This window comes from Streptomyces sp. NRRL WC-3742 (assembly GCF_000720635.1).
In the GTDB taxonomy this organism is placed as follows: Bacteria; Actinomycetota; Actinomycetes; order Streptomycetales; family Streptomycetaceae; genus Kitasatospora.
This window is the reverse complement of record NZ_JOCF01000109.1, coordinates 1-17,624: the sequence shown is the minus strand read 5'-3', so window position 1 is coordinate 17,624 and position 17,624 is coordinate 1. Positions and strand designations below refer to the sequence as shown.

The following is a 17,624-nucleotide window of genomic DNA, read 5'->3' as shown; positions in this document are numbered from 1 at the left end:
GTCCTCGCACCACCGCTCACCAACCGGCCCGCTGTCCTCGGACACCAGCCCAGGCTAGGGCTCCAGGCTACCCAAACCGGGGGTTCAGACACAGGTACTCAGTGCTGACCTGGGCGGTACCGCCGAGGCGGGGAACAGCCCGGCAGGCCGGGAGCACGGCCGGTCGGCCGGTGGTCAGCTGACGAGGGCGAGGACCAGGACGGCAAGCAGGACGGGTACGGCGAGGGCGACCGATCGCGGGATGTCGATGCACCGCTTGAGGCGGTCGATCTCGTCGCTGATGTCCTCGCATTCGACGAGGAGCCGGCCGTGGGAGCGGGAGCCGGCGGGGACGTTGGCCAGGGTCTGGCTGCGCTCGAAGTGGGTCTGGCGCAGGACGGCGATCTGGGCGTCACGCTCTATGGCGAACAAGGGGCGGCACTTCCTTTCGGGGACGGGTCGGCGGTGCGGGACGATGGGGGCGGGCCGGGGACGAGACCGGCCAGTCGGCACTCTCGGGTGCCTTGGCCTCCGGGGTGCTTTCTTCATCCCGGAGGCCGCTCACGTTGGGCACTCCGTTACGCAGAGCGAACGGCGGGCTTGAGTGCCGGCTCGGCGCCCTCCACATCGGTGCGCACGCGCTGGCAGGTCGAGCGCGTCGTCTTCTCGTCGCCGTTGAGCAGACCCTTGGCGGTGAGCGCGGCGTGGATCTCGGAGACGAGCGGGCGACGGTCGAGAGCGGTGTAGAGCTGACGGACGGTCGCCCGCCGGGCGTAGGTGAGCGCGGCCCCGGTCAGGGCAACCGGCGGGTGAGCGTTCGCGGTCTGCAGGTGAGCGCCCGGCAGCGCGCGGTGAGCGCCATTCGTCCCCCCACCTGCGGTGATCTCGCGCTCATGTGAGCGCTCGATGTAGACGCTCTGCGCGGGGAGCAGGACGCCGTGGGCGGCGGGCAGCGGCTGTCCGCCGTACGGCGGGCGCGGGGTGGGGTCCTCGTGAGCGCCGCCGCCGGTGCCGGTGGGCGCGTCGGCGGACGGAGCGCCCACGCCGTGCTCGCCGTGAGCGCCCTTGGCGTGGTCGATGATCTCGTGCACGCGCCAGATGGCGATCGGGACGACCGTGGCGAGCGGGATCGCCAGCTGCCACTGGATCCTCCACGCTCCGTGAGCGTCCTGGGCGACGCCGAGCAGGTGCAGGTCGGTCAGGATCGCGGCGATCTGGCACAGCATCATCACCGCGAGCGCGATCCGCGTCTCCGTCTTGAGCTTGCTGCGGGTCGCGGCGACGACCCACCCGTCCACACACACCGCCAGCAGCCACGCCAGCGCGGAGTTCATCCCGGCGGTGACCGCCAGCTGGTGCTCCTTGTAGGAGGTGTACGCCAGGCCGGCCCCGAGCACCGTGCGGGTCAGCAGGAACGGCACCAGGTGAACCCGGTTCGCCACCGCCCGGCGCAGCGTCCGGCGCCACCGCCGCTGCTCCTTCTGGGCCCGCCGCGCCTCCAGCTCGGCCTGCTCGGCGCGCAGCGCGGCCAGCTGCTCCTGCGTCTCGGCAAGCTCGGCGAGGGCGTCCGCGGTGACCTGATCGGCGTCCCGCCGGGCGGCGGCGCGCAGGCGCTGGCCGTCGGCCTCCGCCTTGCCACGGGCCGAGCTGGCCTGGCGCAGCTGCTCGGCGACCGACTGCCGGGCCTGCTCGATCTGCTGCCGCGCCTCGGCCTGGAGCTCCTGGGCGTCGGCCTGCCCGCGCCGGCGCAGCTCGGCGGCCTGCCGCCCGGCCTCCTCCCGGAGCTCGGCGGCCTGGCGCCCGGCCTCCTCCCGGAGCTCCGCCGCCTCGGCCTCGGCCTCGGTATGCAGCTGGTCGACGGCGGTGGCGGCCTCCTCCCGGGCGGTGTCCGCGTCGGCGAGGGCGGCCTCGGTGAGGCGGGCGGCCCGCTCCTCGGCGTCGGCGCGCAGTTCCTCGGCCTGCGTCTCGGCGGTGGTGAGGATGTCGCGGGCGGTGGCGGCGGCCCGGGTGCGGATCGTCTCGGCAGCAGCGGCGGCCTCGGTCAGGGTCCGGTCGGCGGCCGCGGCGGCGTCGCACTGGACGGTGGCGGCGAGCTCCCGCGCGCCGGTCAGGTCCTGCTCGGCCCGGGCGCGGTCCTCGGCGATCCGGGCCCGGGTACGCTCCAGCGCCAGCGTGGCGCCAGCGACCTGGTCGTGGACATCGGCGAGGGCGGCGTCGGCCCGGCGCCGCACCGTGGTGATTTCCCCCTCGGCCTCGGCGAGGAGCTCGGCGGCCCGCTCCTCGGCGGTGGCGGTGATGCCGGCCGCCACCGCCTGCGCCCGCTCCTCGGCCGCGGAGACGATCCGAGCCGCCTCTTCCTCGGCCTGGGCGCGGACGGCCGCGGCGCGCTGCTCGGCATCGGCCAGCAGCGACGCAGCCCGCTCGGTGGCCTCCTCCAGCAGCCGGTCGGCCGCCGCGCGGGCGTCGGCGCCGGCTTCCTCCCGCTGCTCCCGGGCGTACTGGAGGATCAGGTCGGCCTGGTCGTTGGCCAGGTCGAGGATCTGCCGGACCGCCCGGTCGGCACGCTGCGTGACGGTCTCGGCCTCGGCGGCGGCGTCGGCGCGCAGCTGCTCGGCCTCGGCCGCCCACTGCGCGGCGGTCTCCCGGTCGCGGCCGGACTGCTCGGCGGCCCGCTCCAGGACGGCGAGCGCCTGGTCCTCCGCGAGGGCCAGGACGTCGGCCGCGCGGTCGGCGGCCGACCGGACGGTGAAGGTCGCGGGGAGCTCGGCAAGGGGGTCTGGCTGGACGGCGATCGGGGCGGCCGGGCGGGCCGCGGGGGGCTTGACGGGCGTCTTCTTGGCGGGGGTTCGGGTGCGACGGCTCGTGGTGCGGGCCGGGGTCATGGTGGGAGACTCCTGTCTCGCGTGGTGACGTTGCGTGGTAATGCGGCGATCGGGACGGGCTGCTGGCGCCCGGGAGCGGCGAGGGCGCGGAAACGGCCCCGATCCGGGGTGTCGGGGCCGTTTCCCAGGGTGCGGGGGATCTGATCGGCTGGATCGGTTTCCCCAGGTCAGAATCGGTTTTGTGATCGGCGGACGATCAGCGGACGATCGGCGGGGCAGCCGATGCCCCGCCGATCCGCCGCTGATCGGGATCCGATGACGGACCGATCCCGCAGTGATCAGCTACGGCTACTCTGTGTCTTCACTGGCGGCTTTGACTGCGGCGAGCAGCGAGGCGAGGCGGATGCCTCGGGGACTGCCGTCGAGCTCGTCCAGGCGCTCGGTGGAGAGCTTGATGCCGACCTTGCGGAACTCGAGGGCGAGGTGTCGGCCGATCTCCATCAGGAGCCCGTGCTCGTCCTTGTGGTGCCAGCGGTCCCACCGCTCGGAGTCGTACTCGATCAGGTGCCGGTGGAGCTGGGTGAGGGTGAGGGCGTCGGCCTCCTCCTTGTCGAACGCCTCCATGAGGACCGCGCTGATCTCGGGGACCGGTGCCTCTTCTTCCTCGGCTCCGTCGTCGGGGCCGTACTCGTCGTCGTCCTCGGCGCACATCTCCAGCAGCTCCGGCCACGGAACGTAGTGGAGGTACTCGTCCTCGTCGGCGAACTTGAGGCCGGGCGGGTTGGGCGCGTGGAGGGCCGCGTGGATCGACGCCTGGTCGACGTCGACCAGGCCAGCGGCGAGGCGCTCGGCGGCGCGGCGGCCGCCCTCGTCGTCGGGGATGTAGTGCCACTTGTGGAGCATCGGGTCCTCGGAGACCCCGGGAGCGCCGACGATGTACGTCTTGGCGAGGTCGTTGAGGCTGTCGCCGGACTTGGGCTGGAGCCGGTGCGGCAGGAAGCCCCAGTCGATCGCGCCGCCGCCCAGGGCGCCGGTGGTGTCGACATCCCGGCAGGCGCCGAGGATCTTGAGCGCCGGGTGCTGGGCGATGTTGGAGCCCAGTAGCTCCTTCGTGGCGCCCTGCGCGGCGAAGATCAGCCACACGCCTTCCTTGCGGCCCACCAGCATCAGCTCGGCGATGATCTGCTTGCTGCGCTTGGTGAGCTTGGGGAACTCGTCGACGAAGACGATGATCGCCGGGTGCTCGCGGGTGCACCGCCAGGTGTCGCCCATGCCGAGCTTGCGGCGGATGCGGGCGCGGCCGGCGGCGAGCCGGTAGAGGGAGAGCAGCGCGAACTCGATCTCAATCGGGTTCGTGCTGGTGAGCTTGACCGCCTCGGAGAACTTCCCCGGCCCGTCGCCGGACGGGTCAAGGAACACCGTGACGGCGTTGTCGGCGGCGGTGGTCCAGTCGAGCAGCGCCCGGATGAGCGTGCTCTTGCCGCCGCCGGAGCGGGCGATCACCTCGCCCATCAGCTCGGCGAGGGAGAACGAGAGGTCGGTTCCGTCCGCGCTCATCCCGAACACCCCGGCGTCGGTGATGTCGACGGAGTGCGGCGCCCGGTAGGGCGGGGGCTGCATCGCGCCGAAGAGGTCGCCGGTGACGATGCGCAGCACGGCCTCGGCGGTGCGCTTGCGGTTGGGCTGGAGGATCACGTCGCCGTCGCCGACGTCGAACTTGGTCTCCAGGCCGCCCAGCTTGTCGCCGATGTCGCCGGACGTACCGTCGAACACCCGCACCACCACCTCCCAGCCCCACGGGTGCCGGACCGGCTCACCGACGTGGGCGAGCGGCACCCGTTCGGCGAGCAGGGCCCGCCGCACGCACTCGGCAGCTGCGACCGGGTCGGTGACACCGTGGATCGGGAACGGCCGGCCGTCGCCGGTCGGCCAGGCCCCCGCCGCCGACGCTGCGGGGGCGGGGGCGGCGGCCCCGCCCGGGGCCGCCGCCTGGTTGTCGGCGCATTGCGGTCCGGCCGGGGCGGTCACCTGGCCGCCGTCGGGCAGCTTGTAGGCGAGGTCGGGGTCGGCGCGGCGGCCGGAGCGCCACCGGGGCAGGACGCTTTTGCCCCAGGCGGCCAGGGCCACTGCCGCGCCGGTGGCCGCGCACTCCACGGCGAGGGTGTGCGGGCCGCCGGACAGGGCGGGGATGCCGTAGGTGCCCAGCACGGTGAGCGCCAGGCGGATCCGGCGCCGGTGGGACATGCGCCGCCGGTGGTGGGTGATCTCCCCGGGGAGCACCGGCGCGTGCCCGGTGTAGGTGAGGGCCAGCACGGCGGCGGCCTTCTGCTCCCACTGGGCGGCGGCGGTACGGGCGGCGAGTTCGGCGCGGCGGGCCGCGGTGTGGCCGGCCGGGGTGATGCCCTGGGCCTGGGCCGCGGCGCCCGATGCCTTGGCGGCGGCCATCTCCTGGGCGGCGCGCCCGGCCAGGGCGGTGTGCTCCGCGTTGCGGCCCTGCTCCCACACCTGGTGGCGGTCGTTGAGGATGTGCAGGGCCACCGCCCGGTCGCTCAGGTGGTCCTCGGTGACGAACAGCCAGGCCGAGCGCTCGGCGGCCAGCACGCGCAGGCCGGCCGGGATGTGCCCGAGCTGGCGGCGCCACCACGGGCGCGGACCGGCCGGGTCCGGCTCGGCCGGACGCGGGCCCGGGTCGTCGTCGTCCAGCAGCTCGCCTTCGAGGATCTCCTCCTCGGCCGGCTCCAGGCGCAGGTCGATGCTCACGGTCAGGTGCCCCTCTTCTCGGGTCCGGTGGGCGGTCTCAGCGGGAGGAGGCGACGTGGTTCAGGGCGTCAAGGACGACCTGGCCGCCGTTGGAGAGCGCCTCGTTGGCGTAGTAGGTGACCAGCGGGATCGCGGCCAGGGCGGCGCCGTTGACGAAGCCGGCCCGCACCTTCCACTTGTCCAGGCCCGAGCCCCCAGCCCCGGCCGCGCCCTTGGCCGACTTGCGGGCCCCGGCCAGCACGACGGCGACGACGAACAGCAGCAGCGCGCCGCCGCCGCCGACCGGCACCGGGTCGGCGCCGTGGAACTGGGCGGTGGACGCGGCGCCGGTGCTGGACCACAGGGACAGCTGCCCACCCCACGCGGATGCCTTGTAGCCGAGCCAGCCCAGGGCGCCGAGGATGCCGCCGGCGCACAGCCCGCACAGCGCGCCGAAGCCGGTGCCGATGGCGTAGGGGATCAGGCTGGCGTGGTCGGCGGCGCCGCTGCGCCCGTAGGCCCCGCCGCCCTTGCCGCCGATCTTCGGGATCGGGATGCCGTAGGTGCGGGCGAGCTGCCAGCCCGTCAGGCCGAAGACAGCGGCGTAGGTGCCGAGGGTGACGTCCATGATCAGTGTCCTCCGGTGAATGCGGTGGTGAGCCAGGTGATGGCGTCGGTGAGCGCCGGCAGTGACAGGCAGCCGGCCAGGATGGGGATCCACACCGCCGTACGGCGCAGCAGCGAGACCTCCGCCCGCTTGGCGCCGGCGAGCGGCAGGACGATGGCGACCAGCTCGACGGCGGCGGTGGTCGCGGTGCCGGCGTGAGAGGCGGCGCAGCCGTAGTAGGCGGCGCCGCCCAGGGCCAGGGAACGCAGGGCGGGCCTGCCGCCCCACAGGATCGCGACGGCGGCGGCGGCATCGGTGCCGTAGGAGCCGGTGATGACCGGCAGGTGGCTGTGGAGCAGCCAGGCCGGGACGGCGGCCAGGGCCGCGGCAGTGGCGTTGGCGCCCAGCTGCAGCCAGGAGAAGTCCCAGAACGGCTCGGGCGGCGCGGGCGGGGCGACCACCACCACCGGGACGGGCTGGGGGGCCACGACCTCCACCGGCACCACCGCCCCGGGGTCGGGGTAGGTGTACTGCGGCGGGACCGGCACGTGCGGCGGCGGGGCCTGGTAGTGGGCCGCCACGGCGGCCGCGGCGGCGGCCGCGTACTGCGCCCAGTCCGGTTCGGCGGCCGGCGGGGCGGGTGAGGCGGGCGGCGGGGGCGGCGGCGGGGTGTGGATCCGCTGTCCCCCGTACGGCGGCTGTCCGGCCCCGCCGGCGGGCGGGGCGTCGTCCTCGACGATCTCGGCGTCGATGATCTCCATGCCGCCCGAACCGCCCGTCCCGGCGGTGGCGGCGAACAGGTCGAACGTGTTCGTTCCGGTGGTGGTGTCAGACATCGCTGCTGGCCGCCTTCCGGATCCGCTCGGCCATGAACGCGGCCGGGTCGGTGTTCCGGGCGCTCCAGCGGCCGAGCGCGGCGCCGGTCTCCTCGGCCTCGGACGAGGCCCGGGCGTCGGCCTTCCTGCGGTGCTGCTTGAGGGACCAGAGCAGCAGCACCAGGGCCGGGACGGCCGTGGCGGCGGCGAAGAAGTAGAGGATCAAGTGCTGGTGGTGCATGGTGCTCCCCCCTTTGGGAGTCGACGGGTGTGCCAGGCGCGGGGCGGGGCCGTGCCGCCGCCGGCTGGGGAAGGCCGGCTGCGGCACGCGGTGGTGTCGGGTGGTTCACCGGTGCGGGCGCCACTGCGGGCGGCCGCACGGTCGGGGCTGGCGGGGCGGGCCCGGGTGGGCGACGGGGTGGTGCTGGCAGCGGGGCCGGTGCCGACGGGCTAGTCCGCGAGGCTGCCGTCGGGGTAGCGGCGGAGACCGTCCCTGCAGCGGACGACGTGGCACCCGCGCGGGTCCCGGCCGGAGCGGTCGGCGCGGAACGGCGACCACGCCTCGACCACGTCCCGGACGTCCTTGCCCCAGGCGTCCAGCGGGTCGTCGCCGAACGCGGCGAGCTCCCGTTCGGTGTAGTGCTTGAGGGCGTGCTCGCGGGCCAGCTCGCGTCGGGCGGCCTTCGCGGTGACCCGGGTCCGGGCGGCGGTCGCGGCCTCGAGGGCGGCGTCGGCGGCGGCCTCGTTGGCGATCTCCGCCTCCAGCTCCGCCCAGTCGTCGCCCGCCTCGGCGGGGAGGATCAGCTCGATCGAGCTGTCAGTGCGCACGATGGCGTCGGCGCTCTGGGCGAGCAGGCGGCGGCGGGTCTCGTTGCCGGCGTACTCGCCCTCCAACCACATCCCGGCGTCGGTGCCGGTCAGTGCGGCCAGCTCGGCGGCGAACCGCTGCTCGGCGCTGCTCTCGGTCCAGGACCGCGGGGCAGCCGCGGTGGTGACGCGGGCGATGTGCCGGGCGAGCGCGGCGGCGCCGACGGTCGGTGTGGAGGCCGGGCGGCGGGTGAGGGTGCTGGTCACGGTGTCCTCCTGGACGTGGTGGAACGTGGTTGGTGGCGGGGCCCTGGCGGGCCCGCCGCACCACTCCCGGCGCCGTCCAGGCATGTGCATGCCAGGACGGTGCCGGTGGCAGGCGGCGGGAAGCCGTACTGCGGAACAGGGAGGAGAAGGGAGGGGAGGGGCTACTTGCCGGAGCTGGAACCGCCGCCGGCCTTCGCGGGCTTCGACGGCGCCGGGGTCGGCGTGCCGCCACCGGCGTAGCTGCGGCAGATGTGGGTGACCGTCACCGCGCACCCCCGTCCTGGCGGTACGGGCGGCCGAAGTTGCGGACGACGTGCGTCTGGTCGGGCTGGACGTACGGGTCCGGCGAGGCCACCCGGCGGCCGAACCGGTCGGTCGCCGCTGGCGCCGGGTGGACCTCGCGCCCGCCGGGCAGCGGCGCCGACGAGTGCCAGCCCTTCGACGAGCTTCCGCCGGTCCGGGTATTCGTACCGCTGGAGGAGCTGCTGGAGCCGAAGCCGAGGAACGCGGCGACTCGTCCCATCAGCGACCACCCCCCAGCCGGACCATGGTCTGCCCGTGGCGCTGCAGCTGCTCCTCGGCCTGGCGACGGATGGCCTCGGCCGCCTGAGCGGCGGCAGCGGCAGCAGCGGCGGCGGCCTGAGCGGCGGCCAGCTGGCTCGCGTTGTCGGCGCTCACGATCGACCGCCCTTCCGGCCGAGCAGGCCGGCGAGCAGGCGACCGGCGGCCTTGGCCGCGTCGGCGATCTGCTTGGAGTCAATGGGCGGAACCGGCGCCGGCGCGGCAGCAGTCGTGATGTCAACCACGGTCAGCACCCCGCCGTCTGTGCGGCGAACTGGGCGATGGCGCTCTGGACGAACCACGACAGGTGCGCCCAGCCGGTGCGGCCGCTCTTGAGGTGCTCCTCGGCCTGCTTCCAGACCTCGGCGACGACCGTGCTCACGGCGCCCTCGCCAGCCTTCGGGTCGACGGGCTCGAGGTCGCGCACCACCAGGGCGAGCACCTCGCCGTCGTACTGGCCCTGCAGCTCGGCGATGCAGCTGGCGGCCGGCTTCTTGGCGACGGGAACACTGCGTCCCGCCCCCACCGAATCGGTCATGATGTACATGCGGATCACTCCCACGAGAGTTCGATTCGAAGTGGTCCCAGGACGGTGTAGCGAGCACCGGCCTGGGGCCCTTTTGCGTTCTCGGCCCCTTCGGGCCTTGTCGGCTTAGCCAACTTAGCTGGTACAGTTTTGCTGTGTCAACTAGGTTGATGAAGCTATTCATGTCAGGAAGGCGGGCCTACGATGTGGCTCATGACAGATCAGTTCGCCCAGCCCTATCAGCGGATCGTCCAGGACGTGCTGGACCAGATCCGTCTAGGGCGGCTCAAGGCGGGGGACAAGCTGCCCAGCACCCGCGAGCTTGCTGCTCACTACGATGTAGCGCCCGGGACTGTGCAGCGCGCCCTCTCCGAACTGCGGGGCAGCAAGGCGATCTACTCGCAGCAGGGGCTCGGGTCGTTCGTTCGCCAGCCGGAAGCCGACGCTGCTCCGGCGCCCGCGAGCTTCGAGGCGCTGGCCAAGCAGCTCGCCGAGCTGACGAGCCGCGTCGAGATGCTTGAGCGGCGAGAGTCGCAGCGCAACTGATCCGGGTGCCGTCCGATTCACCACTGCTCCCACCTCCTGTGTCGAGTCCGTCCCGACATGACTAATCACAGCTGGTGGAGCGTCAGATCAACATCGCATCCGCATCATGAGATCCGTGAACGTGCAGCTCAACGCATTCTCAACATCCGCATCAACATGAGATTCGGCGCGCTGCTCATAGGCTCCGAGCATGGCAAATACACAGGCGGGGGACATGGCGAAGAACCGGCTCGGGTGGCGCCCCGAGATGCTGAGGGAACAGCGTGAGGCCCACGGCCTGACGCTGGAGCAGGCTGGCGAACGGCTGCGCAACATCGCAGAGAAGGCCGGCCTGAAGGGGATCCCAGCTGCGCACCCGCAGACGCTCAGCCAGCACGAGCAGGGTGACGTGTACCCGGGCCCGCATTACCGACGGGCGTACTGCCTGCTGTACCGGGCCACCGAACCCCAGCTGGGTTTCCGCAGCGCCCTGCCAGGCGAGGACAGCCGGTTTGAGCTGACGCCGTTGGACGACAAGCTCACCGGGAACCACGTCCTTGCCGTCGAACGGGCGCTGCTCCAGATCTCGGCGGGATCCTCCGAAGCGGACAGTTACGGGCTTCAGCGGCGGATCATGGACGCTTGGAAGCGTCGGCACACGGGAGGAGACCCGCACCGCCCGGTCGTCATCCTGGTCGGCGGATTCGCCGGCAGTGGTAAGACGGAGTTCGCCCGCTTCCTCACCCAACTGACCGGCTGGCCGTTGCTGGACAAGGATCCGCTCACCCGACCGCTCGTCGAACAGCTCCTGGTCGCCCTCGGTGGGGATCGGAACGATCGCCACACCTCGCTGTACCGCGAGCAGGTGCGCGCTGTCGAGTACGACTGCCTGATGCAGGCGGCCTACGCCAACATCAACTGCGGGATCTCCACCGTGCTGTCCGCCCCGTTCATCACGGAGATGGCCTCCGAGGAGTGGATGGCCCGGCTCAGCAACCGGTGCCGAGCCCAGGGGGTGGATGTCTTCCCAATCTGGGTCCAGTGCGATCCGGAGTCGATGCGCGAGTACATCAGCTTCCGATCCGCGGCGCGCGACGCCTGGAAGCTCTCCCGGTGGGACGAGTACATGGCAACGGTCGACATCGACGTGCGCCCGGTGGTGTCGCACCTGCTGGTCGACAACCGAATGGGCTCGGCAATCTCGCTGGCCGACCAGGCGCGGCACGCTCTCGCGGCGGTGCGCGCATGAACCGCCCGCACGGAGTGCTCATCTACGGGCCTCCGGCCTCTGGCAAGGACACCGTGACGCGAGCACTCTCTGCACTGGACCCCACCTTCGGCTTGTTCTCTCGGGTGAAGGTCGGACCCGGCCGGTCAGCCGGCTACCGGATGGGAACACCGGAGCTCCTCGCCGAGCTGCGCGCCACGGCGGGGGAGGTGGTCTACGAGAACAGCAGGTACGACAGCACCTACGTGACGGACCGACCTGGGCTGGTCGCGGCGTTCGAGGCCGGGGTACCGGTGATGCACCTGGGGCAGGTCGACGGGGTACGGGCAGTGCTGGACGGCTACCCGGCCGACTGGCTGACGGTGCTGCTCTGGTGCCCGAGGGAGTTGACGGCGGAGCGGTCGGTGGGCCGGGGGGACACGGACACCGCTGCGCGTCTGGCCGCCTGGGATGCCACGCAGGCGGATCTGGAGGCCAATGCCGGTTTCCGGTTCGACCTGGTTGTCCGCACCGACACGGCATCACCCGAGCAGGCCGCCGAGCGGATCCGCCAGGCGCTCAGCGCCCGCGAGCGACGGTTGCTGATGCTGGACTTCGACGACACATTGATCGACCGCCGCGCCGCGGTGACCGCATGGATCTTCGGGTACGGCGCCACCTACGGGCTGAGCCCGGATGTCGCGCGCCGGATCCTGGACGCCATACGGATCCGCGCGGACCTCCAGACCTTCGAGGGCCTGTGCGCCGAGCTGGCGCTGCCGGAGTCCGCTGACCGGATGTGGGCCCGCTACAACGCGGAGTTCCCTGCAACGGTCCGGGTTTTCCCCGGCGTGCCGGACGCTCTGGAGGCGATCAGGGCAGACGGGTGGCAGGTTGTCGTCGTCACCAACGGCGGCAGCGAGATCCAGCGCGCCAAGCTGAAGGCCAGTGGCATCGACGGTCTGGTCGACGGGGTGTGCATCTCCGAGGAGGCCGGCGCCCGCAAGCCTGATCTGTCCATCTTCGAAACGGCTGCCGCACGCGTGGGGCGCAGCCTCGCGCGGGGCGGTTGGATGGTGGGGGACAACGCTGCCCTGGATGTAGTCGGCGGCCGCGCGGCCGGGCTGCGCACCGTCTGGGTCTCCCACGGTCGGACGTGGCCCGGAGGCGCGGAGCCGGACTACATCGCGCTGGACGTCCTGGACGCCCTGGGCCACGTCCGTGGAGGTGCCCGATGACGGATCGACAGGTCACGCTCGGTGTCCTGCATCCCGGCAGTATGGGCGCGGCCGTCGCGGGGTGCGCCCTCGCGAACAGCGGTCAGGTCCTGTGGTGCCCGCAGGGGCGCAGCACCGCGACTGCGGCCAGGGCGGATCGGTTCGGGCTGACGGCGGTACCCACTCTGGACGAGCTGGTGGCTCGGGCGGACGTGGTGCTCAGCCTGTGCCCGCCGGCTACGGCGGAGGACGTCGCGCGCGACGTGGCCGGGCTCGGTTTCACCGGCCTGTATGTGGAAGCGAACGCGATCAGTCCGCAGCGGGCTGCGCGGATCGCGCAGTTGCTCGGTGGGACGGCCCGCGCGGTGGTCGACGGCGCGGTGATCGGCTCACCTCCGGTCGGTACGAAGCAGTCCCGGCTGTACCTCTCCGGGTCGGTGAACGAGGTCGGGGTGGTCGAGCAACTCTTCTCCGGCAGCGCGGTGTCGACCCACGTGCTGGGCGAGGAGATCGGGCAGGCCAGCGCGCTGAAGGTGGCCTACAGCGTCTACCAGAAGACCTCCAGGGTGTTGGCCGCGCTGTCCTACGGTCTCGCCCGGGAGCACGGTGTCGACCAGGCGCTGCTCGACGTCGCCGGTCAACGGGCTGGCTCGTACCTCACGGAGACCGGCTACATCGGCAAAACCGCTGCCCGGAGTTGGCGCTGGGGCCCCGAACTGGAGGAAGCGGCGGACACGATGGCCGCCGCCGGTCTTCCGGACGACCTGCTCCGCTCGGCGGCGTCCACGCTCAGCCGATGGAACAACGCCAAGGGCACCACGCTATCGGCTGGCCAAGCGCTGGACGAGCTGCTTCGCGCGGAGGCCAACCTGTCCAGCCGACACACCGGCCCTGAACAGTCCGAGGACTCAGGGAGACGAATAGGCTGATCCGGGCGCCCGTACGGGCGCCACCTAGTCCAGAAAACGCGAAAGCGGCCCCCAGTCGCCAAACTTGGGCCGCTTGCGCTTCTCGATATAACCGGCCCTCGCCAGGGACACCCAGGTGAGCGCCCAAGACAATGCCGTTGTTGGTTCGACGGTACCAGGCTTCCCCAGTTAGGTGCGAGAGACACCGGCTAGGTTTGGTTACCGGTACCCACGAACTGACAACGGCGGAGAGGCAAGTCCCCCTTTGTCCCGCCCCACAATCCGCGCGGCGCTCGCATCGAACGCGGCTTCCTCAGCATTGACCACCGCTCCTGCCGCAGCAACCACTGGTCTTGATCCCCAGGTCGGCAGTGCGACCAGCGGACGCGTTCGCTCACCGAACCGTGACGCACGTCACCTCGCCCCGGGTCACACCGTGCCCGGATACCCGGCCTCTATGGGCATGCAGAACCACACCCCTGCCCAGATCCACCCCGCCCACCGCCCGGTCGTCCAGGCCAGTCCGGTCCTGGTGTCCTTCACCGGATCGGAGATGAAGAAGTGAGCGAGCGTTTCACCACTGATGACTCCGCCGCGTTCTGTGGAGACATCAAGGCCACGAGCTTCCGCGTCTACCGCGTCCTCCGGTCGCTGGCCGCAACTACCTCGCCCCGGCCTGCTGCTGCCGACCTTCCCCTGGAGATGCGCCTGTACAGCGTCCCGTCTGCGGCTGAGGTGACCCGATGAGGATGTACCGCGCCGAGGAGTCGGCGACCTGGACCACCCTCGACAACCTAACGGTGGACGACGACCTGTCGTGCCGAGCGCTGGGCCTGCTCACCAGGTGGCTTCGCCGGCCGCCCGGTGTCGAGATCGACAGCATCCCGGACATGGTCAAGCGCGCCAAGCGGAGCGGTGCGAAGAACCTCGAAGGCCGCGATGCCCTGTACGCGGCCTCGTACGAGCTGGAGCGCGCCGGTTACGTCGTTCGACGGCTGATGCACCACAAGAACGGCACCCACGAGTGGATCTGCGAGGTCTACAGCCGCCCGGTGCCTCCCGAGCAGCGCACCAACCCCGACGACCGTAAGCGAGCCACGAAGGACACTCCGAAGGCGGCACCCGCGCGACGCACCCACGGCCAGAAGACCGCAGGTGAGAAGCCCCCGAAGGCTCCGGTTCCTGAGAATCCGGATTCGGGCCCGGTTCCGGGTTTCCAGGATTCGGCTCACCCGGATTCGGCTCACCCGGATTCGGAGAGTCAGGGATCATCTTCCAAGTACTCCGCTAATGACTCTTCTTCCTCTACCGCCCCTCAGACTCCGGCCACCTCGCGTGCGACGTCCGAGGAGCAGAAGAAGATCGACAATCAGGAAGAGCCCCCTCAGGGGCAGGCTGTACCTTCGCCTGCGGCCGTGCCGACGCAGCGGGAGGAGTCCGAGCCCGCCCCGGGTGACGGGCTGTCGTCGGGGGTCCGCCAGATCGTGCTGGCGTGGTCGGAGGCCCGCGTCGCCGCCGGGGTCGGTCCGCACCGCCGGCCGGGTGCGTTGGAGGAGTTCCAGGCATCGGCGACCGCGCTGGTGAAGGCGGGCAAGCCGGTGGAGTGGCTGATCGCGGTGGCTCGGTGGATGGCGGCCGAGAAGCCAGCGTGGGCTGGTCTGGGCGAGGCCGCGAAGGCACAGTACGCGGGTGCCCCGGCCGAACCGATGGTGCAGGCCGCACCGCGTCGGCTGGTCGACCCATGCCCGTCCCACCCCAGCCTTGAGGCGGCTGGCTGCCGGCACTGCACGGCGGACGCGGTCGTGGACCGGCAACGCCGTGAGCTGGACGAGAAGCTCGGCATCGACGACGAGTCCAGCCGCCAGTTCATGGCCGCGTTCCTCGCCCAGGCCCGCCAGCCCCGGACGTCGGCCGACCGTCGGCGCGACGCGGCGACGCGGCAGGCCGGAGAGGTCCGCAGCCAGTCAGCCAAGCGAGCCAGGTTCCTGGCCGGCTGAGCGGCTTCCCCTACCTGAGCAACGCGACGGCCGCCGGTGTACCTAGCCGGGCCCCGGCGGCCGTCCGATCCCGTTGGAGAGATCACCATGAGCGTACCCAGCCAGAACAACACCGGCCCCGACACCCCCGCCACGATCCAGGCCGGACCGGACGACTACGCCTGGAGCGACCAGGAGCCCGAGGACACGGACTCCGAGCCCGCGCCGCGCTCCGCCTTCGGCCGCTCCCGGCACAACAGGACCGAAGCCGAAGCCACCGACGGGTTCGAGCGGGTGCCGCCGCAGGACCTGGCCGCCGAACAGTCCGTGCTGGGCGGCATGATGCTGTCGAAGGACGCCATCGGCGACGTGATCGAGGTGCTCAAGCCCGCCGACTACTACCGGCCCGCGCACGAGATGATCCACGGCGCAATCCTCGAGCTGTACGGCCGCGGCGAGCCGGCCGACCCGATCACCGTCGCGGGCGAGCTCACCAAGCGCGGTGAACTCACCCGCGTGGGCGGCGCCTCCTACCTGCACACCCTGGTCGACTCCGTGCCGACCGCGGCGAACGCCGAGTACTACGCCGGGATCGTCCACGAGCGCGCCGTGCTGCGCCGCATGGTCGAGGCCGGCACCCGGATCGCAGGCATGGGCTACGCGGCCGAAGGCGACGTCGACGAACTGGTCAACGCCGCCCAGGCCCAGGTCATGGCGCTCGCCGACCAGCGCGGCGAGGACAACTGCGCACCGCTGATCGACGGCATGGACATCACCCTGGGCGACGTGGAGGACCGCAAGCACAACAAAGGCAAGATCACCGGCGTGCCGACCGGCTTCGCCGACCTCGACCAGCTGACCCAGGGCCTCCAGGGCGGCCAGATGATCGTCATCGCCGCCCGCCCGGCCATCGGGAAGAGCACCCTGGCCCTGGACATCGCCCGCTCCGCCAGCATCACCCACGGCCTGACCACCGCGTTCTTCTCCCTGGAGATGGGACGCCAGGAGATCCAGCTGCGCGCCGTCTCCGCCGAGGGCCGCGTCGCCCTGCACCACCTGCGCTCCGGCGAGATGACCGATGACGACTGGCTGCGCACCAGCCGGGCGGTGGCCAGGATGCCCGAGGCGCCGTTGCTGATCGACGACAACCCTGTGCAGTCCGCGCTGTCCATCGCCGCCCGGTGCCGCAAGCTCAAGCAGCGCCGGAGCCTGGACCTCGTCGTCGTCGACTACCTCCAGCTCCTTCAGGGTTCCGGACGCCGTGTTGAGAACCGCCAGCAGGAGGTCAGCGACATGTCCCGCAACCTCAAGCTGCTCGCCAAGCAGCTCGGCGTGCCGGTCATCGCCCTGTCCCAGCTCAACCGCGGGCCCGAGCAGCGCGCCGACAAGCGTCCGATGATCTCCGACCTGCGCGAGTCCGGCTCGATCGAGCAGGACGCCGACGTCGTGATTTTGCTGCACCGCGAGGACGCCTACGAGAAGGACTCCAAGCGCTCGGGGGAGGCCGACCTGATCGTCGCCAAGCACCGCAACGGCCCCACCGCCACGGTCACCGTCGCCTTCCAGGGCCACTACAGCCGGTTCGTCGACATGGCCCGCGACGAAGAAGTCGGCCGGCGCGTCGAGGACGACGCGTACGAGCCCGCCTTCACCGCGATCGGCGCCACCGTTCCGCAGCCCGCCGACGGTACCGGCGGGGGGCCCGCCTCGAACCTGGCGTCGGACCTCGGCCTCTGACAGGGCGAGAACGGCCCTGAAGGTCCCTCAGGGTGCCTGGCGGGCCGACCGTGTCCACAGGAGTCAGACAGGACCAAGATCGCCCCGCAGAGGACGATCCAGAGCTTTCCCCGGCACAACTGATCGAACACCCGGCGCCGGGCTCCCTCCGACCGATCGGACACACCGTGCACGAGTCCGCCCACCCCGCCAGGCACTACCACCTCGTCACCCCAGACGGGGAGGTGACGTCCGGCGTAGCCCCGCTGCGAGAGATCCGCCAGCGTCTGGAGGAGGGTGCCGGGATCGGGGAGGCCGGGTTCGAGCACCTCTCCGGCGCAGGCCACCCCATCGCGGTCTACTACTTCGTGCCCTACGACCAGGACACGCGGCGGGTGAACACCACCGCAGGCGGCATGTACTGGGAGCTCACCGAACCGGCCGGCCCGCAGGACGCGACCGCACTCGACCCGGACCTGCGCAAGATCCGCCTCCGCGGCCCGGTCGCGTTCGTCGCCAGGGATACCGACACGGTGGGCATCGATGACCAGCAGCGTCGGCTCCGGCTGGCACACCGCCAGGCGGTCACCAGGCTGCGCGCCAAGGGCTGGCTGCCCGCACCCCGGCCCCGGGCTGCCCAGCCTGCGCCCCCCGGCCCCCTCTATCCGATACCTGCGGACCAGTCTGCCTTCGCCAGGCTCATGGGTCATGGAGTTTGGGGCTGTCACCCGCGTCGGGCGGAAGCCCGCCGGGAGCCTCCAGGGGCGGTTCGTCGCCGGTCCCGCCTCGGGGCCGGCTGCGCCCTGGCCGTCGTCCTCGCCGGTTGCTGCGCCGTGTCGGGGGCCCGGACGGCGGCCTGCTCGTCGACGAGCGGCTGCCGGGGCCGGGTGCAGGTGTGGCGCTGCCACCCCTGCTTCGTCGGCGGGTTCATGGGGGGCTTGGGGGGTGGGGG

At 72.1% G+C, this 17,624-nt stretch carries 18 protein-coding genes; 7 read left to right on the top strand and 11 right to left on the bottom strand.

The window, feature by feature from the left end:
* Positions 1 to 174: 174 nt before the first annotated feature.
* From IH61_RS0137820 to IH61_RS0137765, 11 genes are all read right to left on the bottom strand, one after another.
* Positions 175 to 411, bottom strand: coding sequence for a hypothetical protein (locus IH61_RS0137820; RefSeq protein ID WP_031078557.1), 237 nt, complete (start codon positions 409 to 411; stop codon positions 175 to 177).
* A 146-nt stretch (positions 412 to 557) separates the two neighbouring features.
* Positions 558 to 2,861 (bottom strand): hypothetical protein, encoded by a 2,304-nt coding sequence (locus IH61_RS0137815; RefSeq protein WP_031078555.1) that lies wholly within the window; start codon positions 2,859 to 2,861, stop codon positions 558 to 560.
* Positions 2,862 to 3,149: 288 nt separating this feature from the next.
* Positions 3,150 to 5,561 carry a hypothetical protein gene (locus IH61_RS43640; RefSeq protein WP_051838691.1) on the bottom strand — a complete coding sequence of 804 codons (2,412 nt, stop codon included), beginning with the start codon at positions 5,559 to 5,561 and terminating at the stop codon, positions 3,150 to 3,152.
* Between the two features lie 37 nt (positions 5,562 to 5,598).
* Positions 5,599 to 6,168 (bottom strand): hypothetical protein, encoded by a 570-nt coding sequence (locus IH61_RS0137805; RefSeq protein WP_031078552.1) that lies wholly within the window; start codon positions 6,166 to 6,168, stop codon positions 5,599 to 5,601.
* Positions 6,169 to 6,170: 2 nt separating this feature from the next.
* The gene (locus IH61_RS0137800; protein ID WP_031078550.1) at positions 6,171 to 6,983 is read right to left on the bottom strand and encodes a hypothetical protein; all 813 of its coding nucleotides are present in this window, start codon (positions 6,981 to 6,983) and stop codon (positions 6,171 to 6,173) included.
* Positions 6,976 to 7,203, bottom strand: a complete 228-nt coding sequence (locus IH61_RS0137795; RefSeq protein ID WP_031078549.1) for a hypothetical protein — start codon at positions 7,201 to 7,203, stop codon at positions 6,976 to 6,978. The genes IH61_RS0137800 and IH61_RS0137795 overlap by 8 nt, the downstream gene beginning before the upstream one ends.
* Before the next feature lie 209 nt (positions 7,204 to 7,412).
* The gene (locus IH61_RS0137790) at positions 7,413 to 8,036 is read right to left on the bottom strand and encodes a hypothetical protein (RefSeq protein ID WP_031078547.1); all 624 of its coding nucleotides are present in this window, start codon (positions 8,034 to 8,036) and stop codon (positions 7,413 to 7,415) included.
* A gap of 262 nt (positions 8,037 to 8,298) precedes the next feature.
* A complete protein-coding gene (locus tag IH61_RS0137780; RefSeq protein ID WP_031078545.1) occupies positions 8,299 to 8,559 on the bottom strand; it encodes a hypothetical protein in 261 nt (86 codons plus the stop codon).
* Positions 8,559 to 8,714 (bottom strand): hypothetical protein, encoded by a 156-nt coding sequence (locus tag IH61_RS47525; protein WP_158845782.1) that lies wholly within the window; start codon positions 8,712 to 8,714, stop codon positions 8,559 to 8,561. The genes IH61_RS0137780 and IH61_RS47525 overlap by 1 nt, the downstream gene beginning before the upstream one ends.
* Positions 8,711 to 8,851 (bottom strand): hypothetical protein, encoded by a 141-nt coding sequence (locus tag IH61_RS47520; RefSeq protein WP_158845779.1) that lies wholly within the window; start codon positions 8,849 to 8,851, stop codon positions 8,711 to 8,713. The genes IH61_RS47525 and IH61_RS47520 overlap by 4 nt, the downstream gene beginning before the upstream one ends.
* Complete coding sequence (locus tag IH61_RS0137765) at positions 8,845 to 9,135, bottom strand: hypothetical protein (RefSeq protein ID WP_158845776.1); 291 nt, start codon at positions 9,133 to 9,135, stop codon at positions 8,845 to 8,847. The genes IH61_RS47520 and IH61_RS0137765 overlap by 7 nt, the downstream gene beginning before the upstream one ends.
* 201 nt (positions 9,136 to 9,336) lie before the next feature.
* Between IH61_RS0137765 and IH61_RS44040 the strand changes: the two genes are divergently transcribed.
* The 7 genes from IH61_RS44040 to IH61_RS42140 all read left to right on the top strand — a co-directional run.
* On the top strand, positions 9,337 to 9,669 hold the full coding sequence (locus IH61_RS44040; protein ID WP_158845773.1) for a GntR family transcriptional regulator: 333 nt from the start codon (positions 9,337 to 9,339) through the stop codon (positions 9,667 to 9,669).
* 214 nt (positions 9,670 to 9,883) lie between these two features.
* The gene (locus IH61_RS0137755; RefSeq protein ID WP_031078540.1) at positions 9,884 to 10,897 is read left to right on the top strand and encodes an AAA family ATPase; all 1,014 of its coding nucleotides are present in this window, start codon (positions 9,884 to 9,886) and stop codon (positions 10,895 to 10,897) included.
* A complete protein-coding gene (locus IH61_RS50110; RefSeq protein ID WP_078911701.1) occupies positions 10,894 to 12,093 on the top strand; it encodes an HAD-IA family hydrolase in 1,200 nt (399 codons plus the stop codon). The genes IH61_RS0137755 and IH61_RS50110 overlap by 4 nt, the downstream gene beginning before the upstream one ends.
* On the top strand, positions 12,090 to 13,001 hold the full coding sequence (locus IH61_RS0137740; protein ID WP_051838689.1) for an NAD(P)-dependent oxidoreductase: 912 nt from the start codon (positions 12,090 to 12,092) through the stop codon (positions 12,999 to 13,001). The genes IH61_RS50110 and IH61_RS0137740 overlap by 4 nt, the downstream gene beginning before the upstream one ends.
* A gap of 722 nt (positions 13,002 to 13,723) precedes the next feature.
* Complete coding sequence (locus IH61_RS0137725; protein ID WP_031078534.1) at positions 13,724 to 14,977, top strand: hypothetical protein; 1,254 nt, start codon at positions 13,724 to 13,726, stop codon at positions 14,975 to 14,977.
* A gap of 87 nt (positions 14,978 to 15,064) precedes the next feature.
* The gene (gene dnaB / locus IH61_RS0137720) at positions 15,065 to 16,693 is read left to right on the top strand and encodes a replicative DNA helicase (RefSeq protein WP_078911700.1); all 1,629 of its coding nucleotides are present in this window, start codon (positions 15,065 to 15,067) and stop codon (positions 16,691 to 16,693) included.
* A gap of 167 nt (positions 16,694 to 16,860) precedes the next feature.
* Positions 16,861 to 17,624 (top strand): hypothetical protein (locus IH61_RS42140; RefSeq protein ID WP_037973898.1); only part of this gene is annotated, 764 nt, incomplete at its 3' end.

What these genes read in the sequence shown, in the direction of transcription:
- IH61_RS0137795 (WP_031078549.1), bottom strand. Translation starts at nt 7,203, where the DNA reads ATGCACCACCAGCACTTGATCCTCTACTTCTTCGCCGCCGCCACGGCC.
- IH61_RS50110 (WP_078911701.1), top strand. Translation starts at nt 10,894, where the DNA reads ATGAACCGCCCGCACGGAGTGCTCATCTACGGGCCTCCGGCCTCTGGC.
- IH61_RS0137740 (WP_051838689.1), top strand. Translation starts at nt 12,090, where the DNA reads ATGACGGATCGACAGGTCACGCTCGGTGTCCTGCATCCCGGCAGTATG.
- IH61_RS0137725 (WP_031078534.1), top strand. Translation starts at nt 13,724, where the DNA reads ATGAGGATGTACCGCGCCGAGGAGTCGGCGACCTGGACCACCCTCGAC.
- IH61_RS0137755 (WP_031078540.1), top strand. Translation starts at nt 9,884, where the DNA reads ATGGCGAAGAACCGGCTCGGGTGGCGCCCCGAGATGCTGAGGGAACAG.
- IH61_RS44040 (WP_158845773.1), top strand. Translation starts at nt 9,337, where the DNA reads ATGACAGATCAGTTCGCCCAGCCCTATCAGCGGATCGTCCAGGACGTG.
- IH61_RS0137815 (WP_031078555.1), bottom strand. Translation starts at nt 2,861, where the DNA reads ATGACCCCGGCCCGCACCACGAGCCGTCGCACCCGAACCCCCGCCAAG.
- IH61_RS0137765 (WP_158845776.1), bottom strand. Translation starts at nt 9,135, where the DNA reads ATGACCGATTCGGTGGGGGCGGGACGCAGTGTTCCCGTCGCCAAGAAG.
- dnaB (WP_078911700.1), top strand. Translation starts at nt 15,065, where the DNA reads ATGAGCGTACCCAGCCAGAACAACACCGGCCCCGACACCCCCGCCACG.
- IH61_RS0137780 (WP_031078545.1), bottom strand. Translation starts at nt 8,559, where the DNA reads ATGGGACGAGTCGCCGCGTTCCTCGGCTTCGGCTCCAGCAGCTCCTCC.
- IH61_RS0137805 (WP_031078552.1), bottom strand. Translation starts at nt 6,168, where the DNA reads ATGGACGTCACCCTCGGCACCTACGCCGCTGTCTTCGGCCTGACGGGC.
- IH61_RS0137800 (WP_031078550.1), bottom strand. Translation starts at nt 6,983, where the DNA reads ATGTCTGACACCACCACCGGAACGAACACGTTCGACCTGTTCGCCGCC.